Raw genomic sequence first — 19,185 nt, forward strand, 5'->3', positions numbered from 1 at the left:
GATCCGGAGATCTGTCTCACATAGAGCGATTTCTCTAACCCCGAAGACCGTTTCTATAGCAGATTAAAGGATATCCGGCAAATCGGTCATATACTCCAGATCGGCGTTCTCCGGGCTCGCAGGGGTCTGATAAGTGACGGGGCGAGGAGCAGGTCCCGTGTACGGACCCCCTGCCGGAGTCTTCGCTGCAGGTGGTTTTGCCGGTGGCGTGGCGGGGCGATTCGCTGGCGGAGCCCCCGCCCCCGGTTGTGGCATCGGAGTGATCGGTACGGGATTGACGCGCTGCGCCGGAGCGGCCGGTGGAGTCGCATTTGGTCGCGCCACAGGTGGCATACCAGGCTGGACTTGCGGCGTTTGCGGGTGCGTCGGTTGCCGCTGTGGAACCCCCTGAGGTCCGGGTGGGGTGGCGACGGCGGAAGGAGGGCCCTGCTTGACCGCTGGCGGCTGGCCTCCTGAAGGGGGAACTGGAGCTCCCGGTCGCGGAGGCTGGTGCATCGCCTGCGGATTTCCCATGGGTGGCTGCGGAGCGTATTGCGGCATCCCCGGCATGGGCTGCGGCATTCCAGGCATCATTTGAGGGGGCATCATCTGCGGAGGCATCATTTGTGGTGGCATCATGGGCATCTGCCCCTGCGGATACCCCGGGTACCCAGGTGGATACGGCTGAAAGCCGGGTGGATAGCCGGGCATGGGCATCGGCATCGCTACCTGCGGAGGCACGGGTGGGGCCGCCGGAGCGGGCGCCGCCCCCTTCTTGCCTTTTGCCCGGGCTGCATCCTCGGTCTCAGCGGACTTGATGCGGTCCAGTTGCAACTGATTGGCAGCTTTCTTCTTTTTCTCCTGATTCAGCTTTTCTTCTGCAAACTTTTGTGCGAACTCGGGATTTGTCGCTAACATTTCCTTGAGCTTCGCGTCCGCGCGGCTATCAAGTCGCACTTCGGAAAGCATTTCCAAGGCGTCCTTGTCTTCGTTCGCCTTTTTCACCGCTGCGGCATCGACAATGTCCTCCTTGAAAATGCGAATCCGTTTCAGCTCCTGCAGCACTTCATCCACGCTGGCAGGGCGGTCCGTCGGTTTCTTTTTCAGCAATTTCGCAACGATTCGATCCATCTCTGGGGTGACATTGGGATTGAATTCGGAGGGATTGGGCGGTTCTGCCCCAAGGTGCTTCTGCAGAAGTTCTTCAGGCGTCGGGGCCTGGAATGGAGTCTTTCCTGCAAGGACTTCAAAGAACAGCACACCAAGACTGTAAAGATCGGTTTGAATCGTGGGCTGACGGCGTCGGATCGTTTCGGGGGCAATGTAAGTTCGTGTCCCCTGAATCGTCTTCAGCTTCCCTCCGAACATTTTGCTGAGACCGGTTGCCTGCCTCGTCGACAGCGAAAAGTCACACAACCGTACCTCACCCGCTTTATTCATGAGCACATTGTCGGGCTTGATATCACGGTGAATGAAACCCTTATTGTGAACATGCGACAGAGCAGAACAGATTCCTTCAAACAGCTGTCGGATCTTCAAATGAACACTGTTTGAGTCCGCCTTGATCTGAAGCTTGAGGTTCGAAGCGCGGAAGTACTCCATCAAAATGTACGTATGATCGCGGTTCGATGAGTACCTTTCAAATTTCACAATCAGTGGGTGTTCGAACGTTTTGTGAATTTCCGACTCGCGCTTCATCTGCGCTTTATTTTCTTTGAAGTCGGGAACATCGGTTTTGAGCAACTTCATGGCCAAGTGCCGTCCGGAAGTTTTCTCGACGACTTCCCACACCTGACTGCTGCCCCCCGAAGCAATACACACCGCAAGCTGATATTGATCGTCGACGAGTTGCTCTTCATTAGCCATGACCGGCTCCCCACTTCAGTTTCGCTCTTTGCTCTCAGCCGCGGCGCAAGCACATCAATCCGCTCGCGATTATCGTTTCAAGTATAACCATCGTTGCAACCGCTGTCCCGACGTGTTTTTGAGGAACCGCTGCATCCCGCATCCTCATCGAGATTAAGGTTCCGATTTAGAACGGGGGGGCCTTGGGGTTCGTATTCGTTGGATTGACTGTGGTGGGCGAGGCGGGGCCTTTCTCGGGCGCCGCCCCCCCTGCAACCGAAGTCCCGGACGAAGGCTTCAATTGAAAACCATCGCCCAATTGGTGAGACGATTCGTAAATCACCTCATCCCCTTCCGCAAACGGTCCGCTGACGAAGACGCGAGAGCCCCCGACCTGCGCCAGAACAGTGACAGGAATATCCCGCACGACATATTGACGAACGACCTGTATTTTTCGATTTCCATCAGGCAGATTCCCCACCGCGGTGACAGGCACTTCGGTAACGGGCTGACGTGGAATCAGGGGGACAAAGACGGTCTGCCCTGCCTTGATCTTCTCACCGTTGTTGTCCACCACGACCTGCACTGACGCGATGGAATCGAAAAGTTCCCGCAGCACATCGAACCGGGCCGGCAGCGGCAGCACCTGATCAATTTTCCCCTGAACCTCAACCCCTTCGATCTTCAGAGGAAAACTCTTGCCATTTTCCGCCTGTGCTCGCTCAACCGGAATTTCGACTTTCACCTTACTGCTGTCCGCCACGATTGCGACGGGATCACCGGCACGCAGAAATTGGCCTTCAGTGACCAGCACCCGCTGCACTTCGCCAGCGAAGGGTGCCCGAATCGTGGCGAGATCCAATAGTGATTGCGCAAGCTCCACATCGATCTTTGCGATGTCGACCCCCGCCTGAGCCAACTCTGCAGGAATCTCTTCCTTCCCCGCTGCTTTTTGTTCGGCAATCGCTTTTTTCAGCATCGCCTGGGCATGCGCCAGACGAAGTTTCTGGACGGAATTATCCAGCCGAACGACCTCACCCTGAGCCTGTATCCTGGAATTTGTCTTCGCTGCGATTTGTTTGACGAGTCCATCGAACGGAGCCACCAGCGCGACTGTCTGATTCGCTTCGACGGCCAGAGGGACACGATACTTGTGGGGATCGATGACGCGAGTCGCTTCGCGCTTAATCACGACCTGCTCCCCCGTCGTCGCCAGCGGGAGGTTCGCCTGAGAGAATCCCTGCTCTGACGAAAACATGATTCCGGATAGCACGATTCCGCTTGTGCAGAGGAACTTTTGAAATCGAATCATCATTCATTCCTTCGGGATGAAGGGTTTGACGGGTATGCAGATTATTTCGGTTGACGGTGAGATAAAAGCTACGAGCGTCGTTCAACGGTGTCAACGAGGGGGAAGAGTTGTCAGGCTCTGTGCATTCATTCGCCTCCGTCCAAATTTCGCTTACAGGAACACAATCTCGTCCCTGGATTCCGTGCCCGGTGCTTGTGGACGATTCTCGCATCGATCAAGATACGCTTGTGGGATCATTTGAGGGTTGTTGAACTCAAACGGCCCTGCTGAGTGCTCGTTCACCGGGCCAGGAAATCGAATTCCGATTCCGTAGAACTTAAGCGTGAAGAAACTGCGGGAACTGGAAAGGAGTCGACTGCGAGAATTGCCGACAACACAACGGTCACCGCACTCATCCGGGCCCGGACGCAGTCGCTCTTCAACGGAGGGGTTCGCTGTGCACGCAGTGGCGCACTCCCGCGTGAGTCCTCGTCTCGCTCCCTCGTCGACTCTGGCGGCATCACTTTGCAGTCGATCTCGTAGAACAATCAAGCGCTGCTGAAATGCAGTCGAAAGGACGTGGCTTGTGAATGGGGCTCTGATCGGTTTGGTCGCCTGGTTATCGGTTGCAAATCTTCAACCAGGAACGGAACTGCAATACGTTGGCTCGCTGAGTCAGCAGGCGAAAACGGGTGAGTCTGAGGTTAAATCATTCAGCCTCTACGCCGTGACCATTGACGATGAAAAAGGTGACCCTCAACTCGCTTACTATCTGGAAGAACGTGGTGGCGGAAGTTTCGGCTGGCCTGAACGTTTCGGCTTGCTCCCCCTCGCTGGCACCGCGTCCGCAAAGCCCCGGCCGATTCGTCTGCAGTACACTCACAACGATCAGCAGTATCCCCTGCCGGTGCGTTCGCCGCTCTGTGAGTTTGCTGACAAGCTCACCCCACAGGCCACCTGGACAGAAGGTCGTTACACCTACGTGGTCACACGCAAGAAGAACGTGAAAGGGCGTGAAGGCCTGGTGGTCGAGGTCTCATCGAACTTCGGCCCGGTTCAGACGATGGTCATTGAACCGGCAACGGGAATCCTCTTGTCGCTCGAAGAGAAAATCATCATCGGCCGGGGGGACGAGTTCCAACTCAAACTGGATCTGCAATCACAAAAACAAATCCCAAGCTCTGATCTTGATCGAAACCGTGCGTCTCTCATGTCACTGCTCAGCGTGCAGGCAGAACTGGGGCGGACGGGCGATCAAAAAGTCGTCGAACTGACACGGGACCAACTGAAGTCGCTCCAGTCCAATCTCCCTCAGTACGAAAAAGAAGCCGAAGGGACCGGGTGGTCTCGACTCGTCGCCTCCATCGGCCTGGATTTGAAACAGCAGAAAAAGCGTCTGGACGGAGTTGCTGGTCTGGAGAAAAAACTCGTTGGCCGCCCTGCTCCTGAGTGGACTCTGAAACTGACCGACGGATCGACCTTCACCAGCGACGACGCCAAAGACAAAGTCGTCGTTCTGCACTTCTGGCAGTACCGTGGTGAACCACTGAATGAGCCGTACGGCCAGATTGGCTACCTCGATTTTCTGAATAACAAACGGAAGAAACTTGGCGTCCGCGTCATCGGAGTAAACGTCGACGAACGGTTCGCTAATCCCGATCAGAAGAATACCGCCCTCCGTTCCATGAAGAAGTTGCTGGAATTTATGAATGTTGGCTATGACATGGCCATCGATGATGAAACGGCACTCTCCGAATTCGGTGATCCTCGCGCCACAGGTGCCCCACTGCCCCTTTGGATCGTCATTGGCCATGACGGAAAAGTCGCGCACCACCATACGGGCTTTTATGACATCAAGCCTGACGAAGGCTTAAAACAACTCGACGATGCAGTGATCGAAGCGATCCGGCGTCAGAAAGGAAAATAGGCCTGCCCGGGATTTGACTGAAATTAATCAACCAGCGCCGCTGGTTCTCCGGGAACTCCGAAGAAGCAGCATCCGAACCGGCGTCTGCAACGTACCCCATCTGCAGGTGCATTGTTTCAAGTCAACATGAGAATGCCACTGTATGACCCTCTTCGGGCATGCAGTGCGCTGCACACCCTCATCAAAGCGAAAAGGCTGCTACTTCAAGCACTCTAAAGCGGTGGCATGAGCACCGATGATCGCATCGTGACACAGCACTAGCGACAGACGAACCAGCGGCGCATCTGGGATGCACTTTTGCGACACGTTGTCGAAGTACAGTTCCAGGCCCGTTCGTACCACGGTCGATCCAGTGGGGGAGGTGGATCGCTCACCTTCAATTCGAAGTGGTCCCCCTCCTGGTAGGCTTTCGTCGCTGTCACGCCTTCGAAGAGGCTTCCCGGAGAAACTCGCGGCGGTTGTTTCGCGAACAGCACTTCCGCGTTCATTAATGCATCCGTCATGTACTCAGCACAGTGGAGTCCGTCACATCGTTTCCCCGTCAGATGGTGCTTGACCGAGTACTTGCGCCCAAGCTGACTCTCGAGGTGTTGCTCGAATGCGGCAGCCTTTGAGGACGAGAACGGAGCGGTGGGGTGAACAACATGAAGCGTGCTGGGTGTCTGACGGCGGATGTATTCCTCCAGCGACGTCTTACCGACCCCTGCTCCGTTCATGCTGTCATAGACAATGAACTGTCCGTCCTTAGCCACGACGCCCCCCACGTGTGTGTAGCTGCTACGTGAGAAGACCTTAACGGCCAGACAGTCTCCCTGACTGAAGATTAAAGATCCCGTCTGCAGGTTCTGTGAGATTTCTGAGACGAGGTCTTGTGGCGGTGTGGGTGTTGTCGCGTCAGCACTCGGACCACAACATGCGAACGTACAGGCGACGAATAGGGACCACATGGGATTTCCTTGCTCACACGGCATCACAAAGCACCGTTGACCATATTCGCATCAGGCCGCTCCGCGTCAATGGTCCATCGAGCCCCTGTAAACGCGGTTCGCAAAAAGATTGCACATCGACCCTTCCCCTGAATCAGCCGCTGAGGTAGGACGTTTCTGCTGCGGCGAGGTCCGGAAAAGATTCTCTTCCGCAGGCGTGTCGCATCTGGAACGGGCCAGATCTGCATACCGAAGACTCTGGCGGCCTACTTATCTAACGTTGCTCTGATTCGTCTCGACCCTGATCTTGTCTCGGTGTTGACCTCTCAAAACGGTCCCTGCCTGCTGGGAGACTTTCCAGCCACTGCGTCGCTTCACTCGGACGACGAAAGACCCTGATGACCCGCCCCTGCTGCGCCCACTGGGGCAGGATTTCTGAAAATTCGCGTCGGCGCTCATGATAGGTTGTGATCACCCACCAGATGATCGAATCACGAGACAGAAGCAGCCTCAGCGATTCGCGATTGCCACTACAGCAGGTTTCCCCTCTGAAGATCCGTCTCCAGGAGCGATACACGGACCTCCAGAGAACCAGCGGAAAGGAATAGTCGAGCCAGACGATGCATGTGGCTTCCGGCCAGATCAAGTCACGGACGGCATGGTAGTTTCCGTCGATCACCCACCGATCCCCTGCAGTGACAGTCGCGACCCGCTCACGGAATACGTCAACAGGCACCGGTGTCCATTCTGCACCCCAGTGGAGTGAATCCAGCTCGGTATGGGGAACTCCCAGAATCCGTCCTGCTTCGCTCCCCAAGGTCGATTTTCCGGCGCAACTCGTTCCGATGATCAGAATGCGGCGGAGCGAAGACGGGTCCGCTTCGGGAACGGGGGTTGATCCAGACATCGCCTTTCCCGGTTGGTGGAACTGCTGTCACTCGGACGGAGCACTGATCTCAGCGATCCAATCCCAGGTTTTTCACCAAAAAGGCCCACTGATCCGCGACCTCTTCGATCATTTTGTCAGTCGGTTTTCCAGCACCATGCCCTGCCCGCGTTTCGATTCGAATCAGTGTCGGAGCCTCGCCCGCCTGACATTCCTGCAACCGGGCAGCAAACTTGAAACTGTGGCTCGGGACAACACGATCATCTGTGTCGGCGGTCGTGACGAGCGTCGCGGGGTACTTGGTCCCGGGCTTCAAATTGTGGTAAGGCGAATAAGCATATAGCGCGCGAAATTCATCGGAATGATCGGCACTGCCATAGTCATCGACCCAGAATCGGCCAGCGGTAAACTTCTGGAAACGAAGCATGTCCATCACACCGACCGCGGGCAGGCAGGCACCGAATAACTCCGGGCGCTGCGTCAGACAGGCACCGACCAGCAGTCCTCCATTGCTTCCCCCCTGGATTGCCAGCTTCGAGGGAGAGGTATATTTGTGTTCGATCAACCACTCTGCTGCGGCGATGAAGTCATCGAACACGTTCTGCTTGTTGAGCTTCGTTCCTGCTTTGTGCCAGTCTTCCCCGTATTCACCACCCCCACGCAGGTTAGGCATCGCGAAGACTCCCCCCTGCTCCAGCCAGGCGACGCGTGAAATGGAGAAACTGGGGGGGAGTGAAATTGAGAATCCCCCATAGCCGTACAGCAGTGTTGGATTGGTGCCATCCAGTTTCATTCCCTTTTTATGGGTAATGAACATGGGCACTCGCGTCCCATCTTTGCTGGTGTAGAACACCTGCGCGACCTGGTAGTCCTCTGGATTGAACTTGACCGCAGCCTGCCGCAGCTTCGTACTTTTGCCGGTCAACAGGTCATAACGGAAGATCGTCGGCGGCGTCGCAAAACTCGAAAACGAGTAAAACGTCTCGGTGTCGGTCCGCTTGCCACTGAATCCACTGGCGGATCCGATTCCCGGAAAATCGACTTCACGGACCAGAGTCCCATCCAGGCCGAACATCTTGACCTGTGTTTTGGCATCTTTCAGATAGGTCGCAACGAACATATTTGCGACAAGATCCACTCCCGCGAGTGTTTCTGCCGCCTGCGGCACGAGCTCGCGAACTTCGCTCGGCCGACGAACGTCAATCGAAATGACCCGCTTCAGCGGGGCATCCAGATCCGTCTGGAAGAAGAAGACACTCCCAATACTGTTCGGCACGAGAATTGATGTGGCTCGTCTGTATCCTGGATTCGTTCTTTCTGTAGCTGTTCACGCCCGGTCAATCCCGCGAAGCAAGGAGTTCGGCGCGACGTGAGACTAGTATTTAGTGGTTGTCGATTAGGATGTTTATATAGGCGCGCACCCGTTCTCATCGCGGAATGTAGTTCACGCGGAACGGATCTCTTATCAAAGACTCACGTCAGGAAGACGCGGTCTTAAGCTTATCGATGTGTCCTTGGATCTCATCGAAGTCGACCCAGCCGATCAGGTAAAAGCACAACAGCTCAAACGTCCGCTTGGTCGGCATGCGTCCGGTGTAAAGCAGAATCAAGAGGCAGGCGATGAGCGCGGAGTAAATCTGAATCTCGACACCTTGCTGTCGGGTACTCAGCAGGTGGCGGCAGCCCAGCAGGTGCTTGAACATGCGGAAGAAGAGCTCGATCGTCCAGCGAAGCTGATACATCTCTGCGATCAGTTCTGCGGGGACGTCCAGCAGATCCGTGGCGATTCTCAGGGTTCCATCGCTGCTGGGGGCTGTACTGGAGAACTTGCGTCCCCGGCGTCGACCGCGGCTGGTGTGAGCGGAGCAGCGGACGGAGATCAGCCTCAAGGTATGGTTGGTTCGTGTCTTCTTGTGTCGCAATTCGATGATTTGGTCAGCCTGAACTCCAGCAGCCGTCGCTTCGGGCGTGAGCGGTCGTTCTTCAATTGTCTCATACGCCAGCCTGTCACGGACTCGACAGACATAACTGCTTCCAGCGTTATGGATCTTATTCCAGAGTCGGAACGTCATGTAACCACGATCGATAACATAGCAGTGGTCTGGTTCGATTGTCCGCTCCAAAACTTTTCGTTCGTCCGCATCTCCCTTCGGGTTGGCTGAGGTGGCTTCAATCCGCTTCGGAAGACCACGCAGGATTTCAAAATGTGTATGCAGGCGATAGCCGCACGTTGGTTTCTCGGAACAGTTGGTGATCCAGGCGAGTCGGGCGATCCGTGCCAAGGTGGGAATCACTGAACCATCCACAGCGACCAGAGTCTTACCCAGCCCTCGGAAGCGCTCCGGGGCTGGTGCGTCGGGCAACTGGTCAGCCAACTCGCGAGCAATCTTTTTGAGCGGTTCAGGATCAAAGAGCTTCACCGATTCGGAGAGGGAGCCCAATGACGTTCGAGGGATCTTGAGTCTCTGCTGGATCTTCTTCAGCTGCGACACCTGCTGCAGGCCACGCAGCGAGTCGACGATGGGAGAATAGAACCAGAGCAGCACCAGCGTGCAATACTGGTCCATGTGCAGCTGTCGATTTCCCGCTGTATCCCGTGCGGTTCCAACCGCATGTAAACGCTTCAGGAAGGGCCTCAGCACCCGAAAGTACTTCAGACCATGAATATTCTTGGCCGAGATCTTCGGCGCTGGTTCGTCATCCGAGTCGGGAGCTTGCTCTTTTGGCATCCGGGCACGCTGACATGGCAGATAAACTGACCAAATGACGGGCAAAAATGCCCCTCTGGCATCTTGCAATCAGTATCTTGGCCATGCGCAAATGGCGTGCCGAACAGTATTGAGACACTCCCCTCATTCCCCAGGAACCGGTATTCATGATCGAAGTTCGTGATGAGGCCAACGGGCATCCCGTAGGGTTCGGTCAGATCCTTATAGACGATCTGGTACTTGTGATCGGTCCCCTTCCAAATCTGGATCACCAGGTATTTACCGTCCTCGCTGACGTCACAGCCGAATCCCCAGGTGGGCTCATCCGGTCGCTGGTAGACCAGCACGTCGTCCGACTGCAAGGCACCGATGCGGTGGTAGTAGACTTTCTGATTCAGATTCGTCTTCTGAAATGCAGCCCCCGCGGGAGGTTCGTCGTATCGGCTATAGAAGAAACCTTTGCTGTCTGCTGTCCAGGCGGCGCCACTGAACTTGACCCACTTGAGTTCGTCCCCCAGGACCCTCCCCGAGCTTACTTCCAGAATTCGCCACGTATTCCAGTCCGACCCCGCTTCGGCAACACTATAGGCGACGTACCGTCCATCGGGACTGAATGACATTCCTCCCAGTGCGACGGTGCCATCTTTCGACCAGGAGTTCGGGTCGATAAGCACGACCGGTTCGGAGTCCAGCGATTCGAGTTTATAGAGGACCGACTGGTTCTGAAGTCCGTCGTTTTTGAAATAGAAATACAGTCCCCCCGCCTTAAACGGCGTGCCGTACTTCTCGTAATTCCAAAGTTCTGTCAGTCGCTTCTTGATGGCGTCACGTTGAGGAATCGCAGCGAGGTAGCCGAACGTCACCTTGTTCTGCTCTTCGACCCATCCAGCCACGTCGCGGGATTCGCGAACATCCTCTTCGAGCCATCGGTAAGGGTCACGAACATCGACTCCGTGCAGATTGTCGATCTGATCTACCTGGCGTGTCGTGGGGTATTTCAATTTCTCACCTGCTTCAACGGCCACCACAGCAAATAGAACAACGGCACAACCCAGCCTGGCGTAATTCATAGATCGCAACACCTGATGAAAAACCTGGAAGAGACGTCGAAATCGACGTGACGCAGCCCCCTGCCCTCCGCCAGCCTCACGACCGCGCGGACGCTTCAAACCAACTTCCGCAGTATGGATTAAGACTACGTTCCTGCTTCTGTGCGACCTTACGCCTCATCTGGCCGGAAGGCATCAGGGCTGTTCGGAATCGTCGACGGCGACCCCGACAAGGTCATAGTCTTTGCGCTGGACGATTTCGACGGGAACAAACATGCCCGGTTGAAGGTCTTCCCCACTCACGAAGACAGCTCCGTCGATTTCCGGGGCGTCCATATAGCCGCGACCGACCCAGATCCCGTCTTCCAGTTGCTCGTCAATCAGCACATCGATTTCGCTGCCGACAAGTGAATCGCCGTATTCAAACGCGATCTGCTGCTGAATCGCCATCAGTTCATCGCGACGAGCGTTCTTAACGTCTTCAGGAAGGTGCCCGTCCAGTTTAGTGGCCGGCGTATCAGGTTCGAATGAGTAAGGGAAGACGCCCATTCGTTCAAACTGGGCTTCTTCGACAAACTGCTTCAGCTCTTCGAACTGGGCATCGGTCTCACCCGGGAAACCGACAACGAAGGTCGTTCGCATGACCAGACCGTCAACGCGATCACGCAGCTTGCGCACCAGTTCTTCCGTCTGGCTGCGATTGACTCGACGCTGCATCCGTCGCAACACCTGATCATTGATATGCTGCAAGGGCATATCGAGATAAGGGATCACTTTCGGTGAATTGTTGATGGCGTCGATCAGTTCATCGGTGAAATGAATCGGATACAGATACATCAGGCGGATCCAGTCGACTCCGTCGACCTGATCCAGTTCCTTGATCAGATCCGCCAGCCGGACTTTGCCGTAGAGATCCAGTCCGTAGTACGTGGTGTCCTGGGCGACGAGATTCAGTTCGCGAACACCATCTTTGGCCAGTTCCTGCGCTTCTGCGATTACCATTTCGATCGGCTTTGTGATGTGCTTTCCGCGCATCTTCGGGATCGAACAGAATGTGCAGGTCCGGTCACACCCTTCGGAAATCTTCAGGTAGGCATAGTGCTGCGGCGTGATTCGCAGACGAGCCCTGTCATCCATCGCTTTCAGCGGAGCAGGACGGAAAAGTTCCCGCTGTTCGCGTGCCATGCCGATCAGGTGATCGGCGACACGATTAATCTCGTCACGTCCGAAGACCCCGACGATGTGATCGATTTCGGGTAGCTCGTCGAGCAGCGCGGGGCCCAGTCGTTGAGGCAGACAGCCTGCCACGATGACCCCCTTGGTTTTGCCTGCTCGCTTCAAATCGAGCATTTCACGGATCACAGCCTTGGATTCGGCACGGGAACTGTCGATGAATCCGCAGGTGTTGACAATGACGAAGTCTGCTCCGTCCGGTTCGCTGACGAGCGAGTAACCGTCGAGAGCCAGTGTTCCCAGCATTTTCTCGCTGTCGACCAGGTTTTTGGGACATCCCAGCGACACGAAGGCGTAGGTCCCCTTCGCGATCGATGGCGGGCCATCCTCGGGCTGAAACGAGGGGACGGGATCAACGGACGAGATAATCGGCAAATGCATGGGCTTATTCATTTTCACGAGTACAAATTTTCGACCGGGATTCTAACCGACCGGACCAGCAAGTGACAGCTATTCGGGAATTACCCGTTTTTACGGAATCACACACATCGGATTCAGCGTCCACTCGCGAGGGTCCCCTGCACTTCTGAGAGCGTACGGGCCGCGCGATGGCGTTACCCACGAAGTTGTACGTTCGAAATCAGCAGGCCCAGCCGAGGATCCCAACATCTTAGGCGACAGACCACACCTGGAACCAGAACTCGTTCCGCTGGCTGGAGTTGAGTGGGTCTCGTGTCGCGACACGAGACCCACTCCGCCCACGCAGAATTCTAATGTCCGTTTCCGTTAAGAGGCTTTTGTCGGACACAGTCGACGTAGTACCGACGGACCCCGTCGACGTCTTCCCCAACCAAACCGTGGATGTCGGTATCGAATCCGGGAAACTTTTCGTTGAACATTCGCGCGAATTTGAGGTACTCGACAATCGTGCGATTGAACCGCTCCCCAGGGATGAGCAGCGGTATCCCTGGCGGGTACGGGGTCAGCAGAACGGCCGTCGCCCGACCTTCCAGATGGTCGATCTCAACGCGATCGATTTCTCGATGCGCCATCATATCGAAGGCATCGGACGGCTTCATGGCCGGCAGCATGTCCGACAGGTACATCTCGGTGGTGACTCGTGCGACGTCATGATCTCTGTAGGTCTGGTGAATCTGCTTACACAGATCCTTCAGACCGATCCCCTCATAGCGGGGATAATGCTGACAGAACTCAGGCAAGATCCGCCACATCGGCTGATTCTTATCGTAGTCATCCTTAAACTGCTGCAGAGCACTCACCAGAGTATTCCAGCGTCCCTTGGTGATCCCGATGGTGAACATGATGAAGAATGAGTAGAGCCCCGTCTTCTCTACGATAACACCGTGCTCCACCAGATAGCGGGTGACGATGGATGCAGGAATTCCGGACTCGGCGAACTGGCCACTGACATTCAGACCCGGAGTGATCACGGTCGCCTTGATGGGGTCCAGCATGTTGAAGTTCGGCGCGATGTTACCGAAGCCATGCCAGTCTTCGTTAGCCTTCAGCAGCCAGTCGTCGCGATGACCGATCCCCTCCTCTGCCAGGTTTTCCGGTCCCCAGACCGTAAACCACCAATCCTTGCTGCCCCATTCTCCCGCCACTTTTCGCATGGCTCTACGGAAGTTAAGTGCTTCGACGATCGATTCTTCAACCAGCGCGGTTCCCCCCGGTGGTTCCATCATGGCCGCAGCAACGTCGCAGGAGGCGATAATCGCATATTGCGGCGAGGTCGACGTATGCATCAGATACGCTTCGTTGAAGACGCTGCGGTCGAGTTTTTCCGTCTCCGACTCTCTGACCAGAATCTGTGACGCCTGCGAGATCCCGGCCAGGAGTTTGTGCGTCGAATGCGTGGCAAACATCATCGAGGATTTTGGACGAGGTCGGTCCTTACCGATCGCGTGCATGTCCCGATAGAACTCATGGAATGTGGCGTGCGGCAACCAGGCCTCATCAAAATGCAGGGTCCCGATCTTTCCGTCGAGCAATCCCTTCAGCGTTTCAACATTGTAGATAATGCCGTCATAGGTGCTTTGCGTGATCGTGAGGATGCGCGGCTTGCGATGCGGATGCTTAGCCTGAGCCGCTTTCGCAAACGGATTCGCCTCGATCTTCTTCTGAATATTCTCGGGAAGAAACTCTTCGAGAGGAATGGGGCCGATGATCCCCAGATGGTTGCGCGTGGGTGTAAGAAAAACCGGGACTGCACCGGTCATGATGATGGAGTGCAGAATCGATTTGTGACAGTTCCGGTCGACGACCACGATATCGCCAGAGGCGACCGTGGAGTGCCAGACCATCTTGTTGGACGTGGAGGTCCCGTTGGTCACGAAAAAACAGTGGTCGGCATTAAAGATCCGTGCAGCGTTCCGCTCGGATGCGGCGACGGGGCCTGTATGATCCAGCAGTTGCCCCAGTTCTTCGACAGCGTTGCAGACGTCCGCCCGCAACATGTTCTCACCAAAAAACTGATGAAACATCTGACCGACGGGACTTTTAAGGAAGGCCACGCCACCTGAGTGCCCCGGGCAGTGCCAGGAATACGAACCATCCTGTGCGTAGTGAACGAGGGCCCGGAAGAACGGAGGGGCCAGGCTGTCTGTATACGCCTTCGCTTCGCGAATAATATGTCGCGCCACAAACTCGGGCGTATCCTCAAACATATGGATAAAGCCATGCAGTTCGCGCAGGATGTCATTCGGAATGTGATGCGAGGTCCTTGTTTCCCCATAGAGGTAGATCGGGATCTCTGCATTACGTCGTCGAATCTCGTCGATGAAAATTCTGAGATTCACCACCGCAGGATCAAGTTCCGGGCCGGGTGTAAATTCCTCGTCATCGATCGACAGAATAAATGCCGAAGCGCGGCTCTGCTGCTGGGCGAACTGGGACAGGTCGCCATAGCTGGTGACCCCCAGCACCTCAATGCCTTCTCCCTCGATGGCATTGGCCAAGGCCCGAATGCCCAATCCGGACGTGTTCTCGGACCGAAAATCCTCGTCGATGATGACGATCGGAAATCTAAATTTCATCGTGCGTGAATCTCTTGAATGTTGCCCTGCCCGGGCGGGGAATCACAAGTTGAGACAGAGCGCTCTGCCACATACCCGCAGCGCGAGAATGTTATGAAAGGCGAGCCCGAATTGTACACCCTGCGACCCCGGCAGCCGCTCTGCCTGCGCGGGATGCAGAAAGGGGACTCTTCATCTTACATGTCCTGATCAAGTTCCACTCGACGCCGCCTGTCGGTTTCCCCGGAACAGCGAGCCCCGATTCGAGAGGTCTAATATCGCAGCCGGACGAAACAGCCCCTCGGTTCAATCGCCCTAAGTCCCGTTCCCTTGAGGGATTCCATCTGCAATTCTCTTGCCGGACGGGACAGGGATCTCAAAAATCAGCCGGGGCCTGTAGAGCATCGAAACGAGCTACGGGCACGACTCGTTAATGGTCGCAGCCGCAGCCTCCCCCTCCACTGCCGCAAGACGCGCGGGGCAGTGGCACAAGCCCGGTTGAAGAAACAGGCTGAACCTCAATAACACCGAATCCCCCGGCCGCGGCTTGGAGCGCCAGCTTCGTGGTATCGGGACCACGGTCGCACAGGACATAGAGAATCAGCTTTTCCCGGTCCAGGGTCCGTTCAAGGTCGACCAGTTCCAGATTCAGTTCCCACTGACAAATTCGGGCACACCACTCTGGAAAGTCCGCTTCACACTCGCGGATCAGCTCACGGGCGGTCTGCAGGTCGCGGTCCGTGGCTGAACGTACCAGTTTGAATTCCGTCGGGGACTCGTCCGCTTTGCTGTAGTGCGGTTTCAACTGCTCCAGCACGGTCCCGATCTGAAGCCCCCGGTCGGTTTCGACCACCACAGGGGTCCCCCGGGCAGGAATTTCGGGACCTTCATTGACGAACCGGGCGACTTCCGAGACGACGCCATAACGAATCAGGTAAATCTCGCTTGCCGTCACTTCACTTGTCGTCATAGAGAAAACGTCTTTACTGACAAAACGGTAAAATTTCTCAACCCGGCAGAAATTGCCGAACGAGTCACTTGGTTACAGCGGGCGGCTCGGGCGCGGTCTCTACGGGAAGCTGCTCCTGATTCCCACGACGTGGCGGGCGAAAGAAGCCATTTTCCATTCCGTTTGAGATCCCTCGCCCCATCAGGCCGAGAAATCCACTTTCCAATTCTAGCCTGAGCTTAACTCCCCGATCAGTCGGGCGGAATTCCAGCGTCATGGCGTCGTTGTCGGAATCGAATGATGCCTCGGCCCGCTCGGTAAATCCGGAGGGGTTTTCGCTGTCGGCCGCCGTCAGCCAGTTCTTTGCGTGGGTCACGAACTGAAAGGGGATTCGATTTCGCCCCTTCTGAGAGGTTTGCGGCAACGCCACTTGAGCCACAGCCTCTTTCAAAGCATCCAGAGCCAGTTCACCACCAAACGAGAGCCACAAGGCCTGTGGTGTCGTGTAGATGTAAAGCTGAGGCGATTCACCGAACAGTCGCTGGCTCTCCTCATTCGGGGATTCGACGGGGAGACGATGGACGGGAAGTGACTCGATCCGCTCTGCATCCGGGTCAAGTTTCAGAAGGATCTCGTTTCCGTTCGAGTTTTCCTGCAGAAACTCAAGCAATTGAGTAATCTGGGAGGGCAAATTGCGAGACGTGGAAACCTTGATCCCGGCCATCAGAACAAAGTTTTCCTGCTCCATCCCTGTCAACTGCGCAAAAGCATCAATATGGCCCGTTTCGGCTGATGCCATCAATGTTTGAAAGATCGGGTCGAGAAGTTTCGCTAACTCATCTGCCTGATCAGAGCTGGCATTCTTCACCAGATCTCGCTGCGCCGCTTCAAAATAAGTGACAAACTGTTTTCGTTGCTTTTCTTCCATCTGCCATGAGACAGACATTGTGAATGTCGATGGATTTGCGACCAGATTTCCGAAGTAGGTCCGCTTTCCCGTCATGTTCTGAAATAGCTTGGCAAGCTTACTGTCACTGGTCCCCGAAATATCCAGCTCAATGACAGCGTGCTTTGTTGCAGGATCAAGCTGGCCCCCGATCGTGAACTCTTCCCCGTAATTGACAACTTTGTCCAGGATATCGACCCAGGCTTCCCCGTTTGCGCGACGAAGCCGATAAACGGACTCGGGTTCGTCATCCCGCTGCTGCAGATTCGCAATCGCCTGATTTTTGACCGCTTCGAGCCCCAGTAATTTCATCCCGGGGGGAATCGTCTTAATCAGGACAGACGCAGCGATGTCATAACGATCTGACAGCTTGGCAGTTAACTTAGCGGGGTCAGGAAATCTTAGATCCAGGGCGGACTTGCTTCCGTCCGGGCCGACCATGAAGAGATATTCATTCAGGTAGCGAGTCCGCAGTGTAAACGATTCGCCGTAGCGGATATCAAACCGATCAGGCTCTCCCTCAACCGGAGAAATCGTCCCGGAATCATAGGCCAGAGTCTGGAGCGCCTCGTCCAGATTCTCGATCGGAATGTAGGAAATGCCCATGGGGCGGATGAATTCGTCGGTATTGAGGTACGTCATCATGCCGAAGGGACGACGTCGATCAATCCCCTTGGTCTCTTTCAATGTCTCAACCGTCCATTGATCGACACGTTCCGTCAGATCCGCTCGCTCGGCCGATTCAAACATCAGATCCGCATGATCACGCAGTCGCTGCAAACTGGCGACATTAAATACCATCAAGGGAAAATCGGTCTCGGAATCCACTTTTTCCGCGGCAGAGCAGAGTTCCCGCGGTAACGCGTTCACGGTCAGCAGGGTGGTGACGAAGAGCAGACGTACCCAGACACCCAAATCAATCCGGCGAAACATGAGATCACTCCCGTCATGACATCTGGCACCGATCCGTCGTTGAATTGCGGCGGCTCCAGGTCAGCAGAATCAGGGACCCGGCGATTTCATGCTAACTTAATCTTTTCTGATTGCCAGCCATTGCCCTGGGAGTAGAGCATCCAAAGAAAGAAAAAGGGTGCCGGCAGGAAACCGGCACCGCGTGGGGAAAAACAGTCGACGTGAGATGTGAAAGAAAGCAGTGTTTTACCGGGAAGAGTCGGCGATGGAGATCGCCGCGGACTTACCGCCCGGTTGCGGAGCAGACTTGGATGGGGTCCGAGCGACCCACTGATTAACACGAACAACGGAGGGAGCAGTAAACTTCTTGGCGGGAACAACAGATTCCGTCATGCGGACTCCGGATGAGTCTTCGCCACGCATGCTGGTATCATTCTTATCGTAGGGATTGTTATCCCCACTCTTGTCGGCAGAGCGAGGTGCTCGCTGCTGAGACGAGTTTGCATCGGGAGTTGGCTTGAGGGAGGTCGCAGGTGCTCCGTTCGCCCCTGGTGCAGCGCCGAGTGCGGGCGACCCGATCGGTGCGTACGAGATACGAGTTCCGGTCTGCATCTGACGAACCACCTGAACAGGCTTCATCACGGTGATTTCCGTAGGAACATAGTCGACCTTGTTTACTGCCACTTTGCGGGTGGTCTGGGTCGGTTCCATGCGTGTCACGTTATAGGTGACCTGCTTCATCCCTGGAACAGCAACCTTCTTGGTGTAAGGAACCGTACAGGTCATGGTCTGAGGTACGAACTGACGTTCCTGGCGGTACTGCGGTGTGAATGCGTTCCGCATATCGTACCCGGTCCGATTAATAAACCCGGCAATGTTAGGACGATTATCATACTGCCATGACGGGACTTTACCCGTGGGAGTGTTCTTAGTGACCCAGTAACCGACCTGCTTACGCTCGGTCTTGTATTCCGTCACATTCTGATAATCGACGGTCGATACATTCACGGTTTTCTGTTCGGTCACAGGACGCATTTCGGTGACGACCTGATCAACCCACTCGGTGCGCACGACCGGTTTTGAAATGGTCTGCTTTTCGGGTTGATACTCCGTCACCTGCACATTCTGAATGACAGGATGAACGACTGGCTGCAGTTGCTGAACGGCCACCGTCTGCACAACAGGCTGTGCGACCTGGACCTGCATCACAGCGACAGGCTGCTCGATATGGCAGATCGCCGGTCCCGACTGAATACCGTCGCCATAGGCGTAGGAGGCAGTCGACATGGAGGCCGCACTATATACGGCCGATTGTTGCATAATGGGAGGAGCTCCCAGGTACGACGGAGCCGAGCAGCCACAGCCCGCCCCCGATCCTGAGAACCATTGCGCGGACGCCGTTCCACAAAAACTCAGCACGGTGAGGCTAGCCGACAGCGAGGCCAGTCCGAACGATGATCGGGGCATGAAAACCTTCCTACCTGAAAGACGAGGTCTGAAAGCGATGATGTGAATCTAGGGAAGTGAAAAGATGGGGCTTCGGCAGCAATCGCTCGTCT

12 protein-coding genes and 1 pseudogene are annotated in these 19,185 nt (G+C 55.7%); 1 reads left to right on the forward strand and 12 read right to left on the reverse strand.

Annotated features, from left to right (window positions below; genetic code table 11):
* Positions 1-63 precede the first annotated feature (63 nt).
* Both ACGY09_RS20985 and ACGY09_RS20990 read right to left on the reverse strand, forming a co-directional pair.
* Entirely contained in the window at positions 64-1,845 is a 1,782-nt protein-coding gene (locus ACGY09_RS20985) for a protein kinase (RefSeq protein ID WP_397569307.1), read from the reverse strand.
* A 166-nt stretch (positions 1,846-2,011) separates the two neighbouring features.
* Positions 2,012-3,139, reverse strand: a complete 1,128-nt coding sequence (locus tag ACGY09_RS20990) for an efflux RND transporter periplasmic adaptor subunit (protein WP_397569308.1) — start codon at positions 3,137-3,139, stop codon at positions 2,012-2,014.
* A 562-nt stretch (positions 3,140-3,701) separates the two neighbouring features.
* Here ACGY09_RS20990 and ACGY09_RS20995 point away from each other — a divergent pair.
* Positions 3,702-5,042 (forward strand): peroxiredoxin family protein, encoded by a 1,341-nt coding sequence (locus tag ACGY09_RS20995; RefSeq protein ID WP_397569309.1) that lies wholly within the window; start codon positions 3,702-3,704, stop codon positions 5,040-5,042.
* A gap of 257 nt (positions 5,043-5,299) precedes the next feature.
* On the opposite strand, the gene ACGY09_RS21000 is transcribed toward ACGY09_RS20995, so the two are convergent.
* From ACGY09_RS21000 to ACGY09_RS21045, 10 genes and pseudogenes are all read right to left on the reverse strand, one after another.
* Positions 5,300-5,989: a YiiX/YebB-like N1pC/P60 family cysteine hydrolase gene (locus tag ACGY09_RS21000; protein ID WP_397569310.1), complete on the reverse strand. Its 690-nt coding sequence runs from the start codon at positions 5,987-5,989 to the stop codon at positions 5,300-5,302.
* A 253-nt stretch (positions 5,990-6,242) separates the two neighbouring features.
* A complete protein-coding gene (locus ACGY09_RS21005) occupies positions 6,243-6,875 on the reverse strand; it encodes an adenylate kinase (protein ID WP_397569311.1) in 633 nt (210 codons plus the stop codon).
* A gap of 49 nt (positions 6,876-6,924) precedes the next feature.
* Positions 6,925-8,115: pseudogene (locus tag ACGY09_RS21010) on the reverse strand (prolyl oligopeptidase family protein); the annotation flags it as partial.
* A gap of 217 nt (positions 8,116-8,332) precedes the next feature.
* Entirely contained in the window at positions 8,333-9,583 is a 1,251-nt protein-coding gene (locus ACGY09_RS21015; protein WP_397569312.1) for an IS4 family transposase, read from the reverse strand.
* On the reverse strand, positions 9,508-10,632 hold the full coding sequence (locus ACGY09_RS21020; RefSeq protein WP_397569313.1) for a hypothetical protein: 1,125 nt from the start codon (positions 10,630-10,632) through the stop codon (positions 9,508-9,510). Before ACGY09_RS21020 ends, ACGY09_RS21015 begins: the two co-directional genes overlap by 76 nt.
* A gap of 174 nt (positions 10,633-10,806) precedes the next feature.
* On the reverse strand, positions 10,807-12,225 hold the full coding sequence (gene rimO, locus ACGY09_RS21025; RefSeq protein ID WP_397569314.1) for a 30S ribosomal protein S12 methylthiotransferase RimO: 1,419 nt from the start codon (positions 12,223-12,225) through the stop codon (positions 10,807-10,809).
* A gap of 329 nt (positions 12,226-12,554) precedes the next feature.
* On the reverse strand, positions 12,555-14,840 hold the full coding sequence (locus ACGY09_RS21030) for an Orn/Lys/Arg decarboxylase N-terminal domain-containing protein (RefSeq protein WP_397569315.1): 2,286 nt from the start codon (positions 14,838-14,840) through the stop codon (positions 12,555-12,557).
* A 409-nt stretch (positions 14,841-15,249) separates the two neighbouring features.
* Positions 15,250-15,789 (reverse strand): hypothetical protein, encoded by a 540-nt coding sequence (locus ACGY09_RS21035; RefSeq protein WP_397569316.1) that lies wholly within the window; start codon positions 15,787-15,789, stop codon positions 15,250-15,252.
* Between the two features lie 64 nt (positions 15,790-15,853).
* Positions 15,854-17,647 (reverse strand): hypothetical protein, encoded by a 1,794-nt coding sequence (locus tag ACGY09_RS21040; RefSeq protein WP_397569317.1) that lies wholly within the window; start codon positions 17,645-17,647, stop codon positions 15,854-15,856.
* A 225-nt stretch (positions 17,648-17,872) separates the two neighbouring features.
* Complete coding sequence (locus ACGY09_RS21045) at positions 17,873-19,093, reverse strand: hypothetical protein (RefSeq protein WP_397569318.1); 1,221 nt, start codon at positions 19,091-19,093, stop codon at positions 17,873-17,875.
* Between the last annotated feature and the right edge of the window lie 92 nt (positions 19,094-19,185).

It is taken from the genome of Schlesneria sphaerica (assembly GCF_044336245.1).
Lineage (GTDB): Bacteria > Planctomycetota > Planctomycetia > Planctomycetales > Planctomycetaceae > Schlesneria > Schlesneria sphaerica.

Bases quoted from the DNA above. Each gene is read 5' to 3' on its own strand.
- ACGY09_RS20985 (WP_397569307.1), bottom strand. From the start codon at position 1,845: ATGGCTAATGAAGAGCAACTCGTCGACGATCAATATCAGCTTGCGGTG.
- ACGY09_RS21045 (WP_397569318.1), bottom strand. From the start codon at position 19,093: ATGCCCCGATCATCGTTCGGACTGGCCTCGCTGTCGGCTAGCCTCACC.
- ACGY09_RS21020 (WP_397569313.1), bottom strand. From the start codon at position 10,632: ATGAATTACGCCAGGCTGGGTTGTGCCGTTGTTCTATTTGCTGTGGTG.
- ACGY09_RS21015 (WP_397569312.1), bottom strand. From the start codon at position 9,583: ATGCCAAAAGAGCAAGCTCCCGACTCGGATGACGAACCAGCGCCGAAG.
- ACGY09_RS21035 (WP_397569316.1), bottom strand. From the start codon at position 15,789: ATGACGACAAGTGAAGTGACGGCAAGCGAGATTTACCTGATTCGTTAT.
- ACGY09_RS21000 (WP_397569310.1), bottom strand. From the start codon at position 5,989: ATGTGGTCCCTATTCGTCGCCTGTACGTTCGCATGTTGTGGTCCGAGT.
- ACGY09_RS21040 (WP_397569317.1), bottom strand. From the start codon at position 17,647: ATGTTTCGCCGGATTGATTTGGGTGTCTGGGTACGTCTGCTCTTCGTC.
- ACGY09_RS21030 (WP_397569315.1), bottom strand. From the start codon at position 14,840: ATGAAATTTAGATTTCCGATCGTCATCATCGACGAGGATTTTCGGTCC.
- ACGY09_RS21005 (WP_397569311.1), bottom strand. From the start codon at position 6,875: ATGTCTGGATCAACCCCCGTTCCCGAAGCGGACCCGTCTTCGCTCCGC.
- ACGY09_RS20990 (WP_397569308.1), bottom strand. From the start codon at position 3,139: ATGATGATTCGATTTCAAAAGTTCCTCTGCACAAGCGGAATCGTGCTA.
- rimO (WP_397569314.1), bottom strand. From the start codon at position 12,225: ATGCATTTGCCGATTATCTCGTCCGTTGATCCCGTCCCCTCGTTTCAG.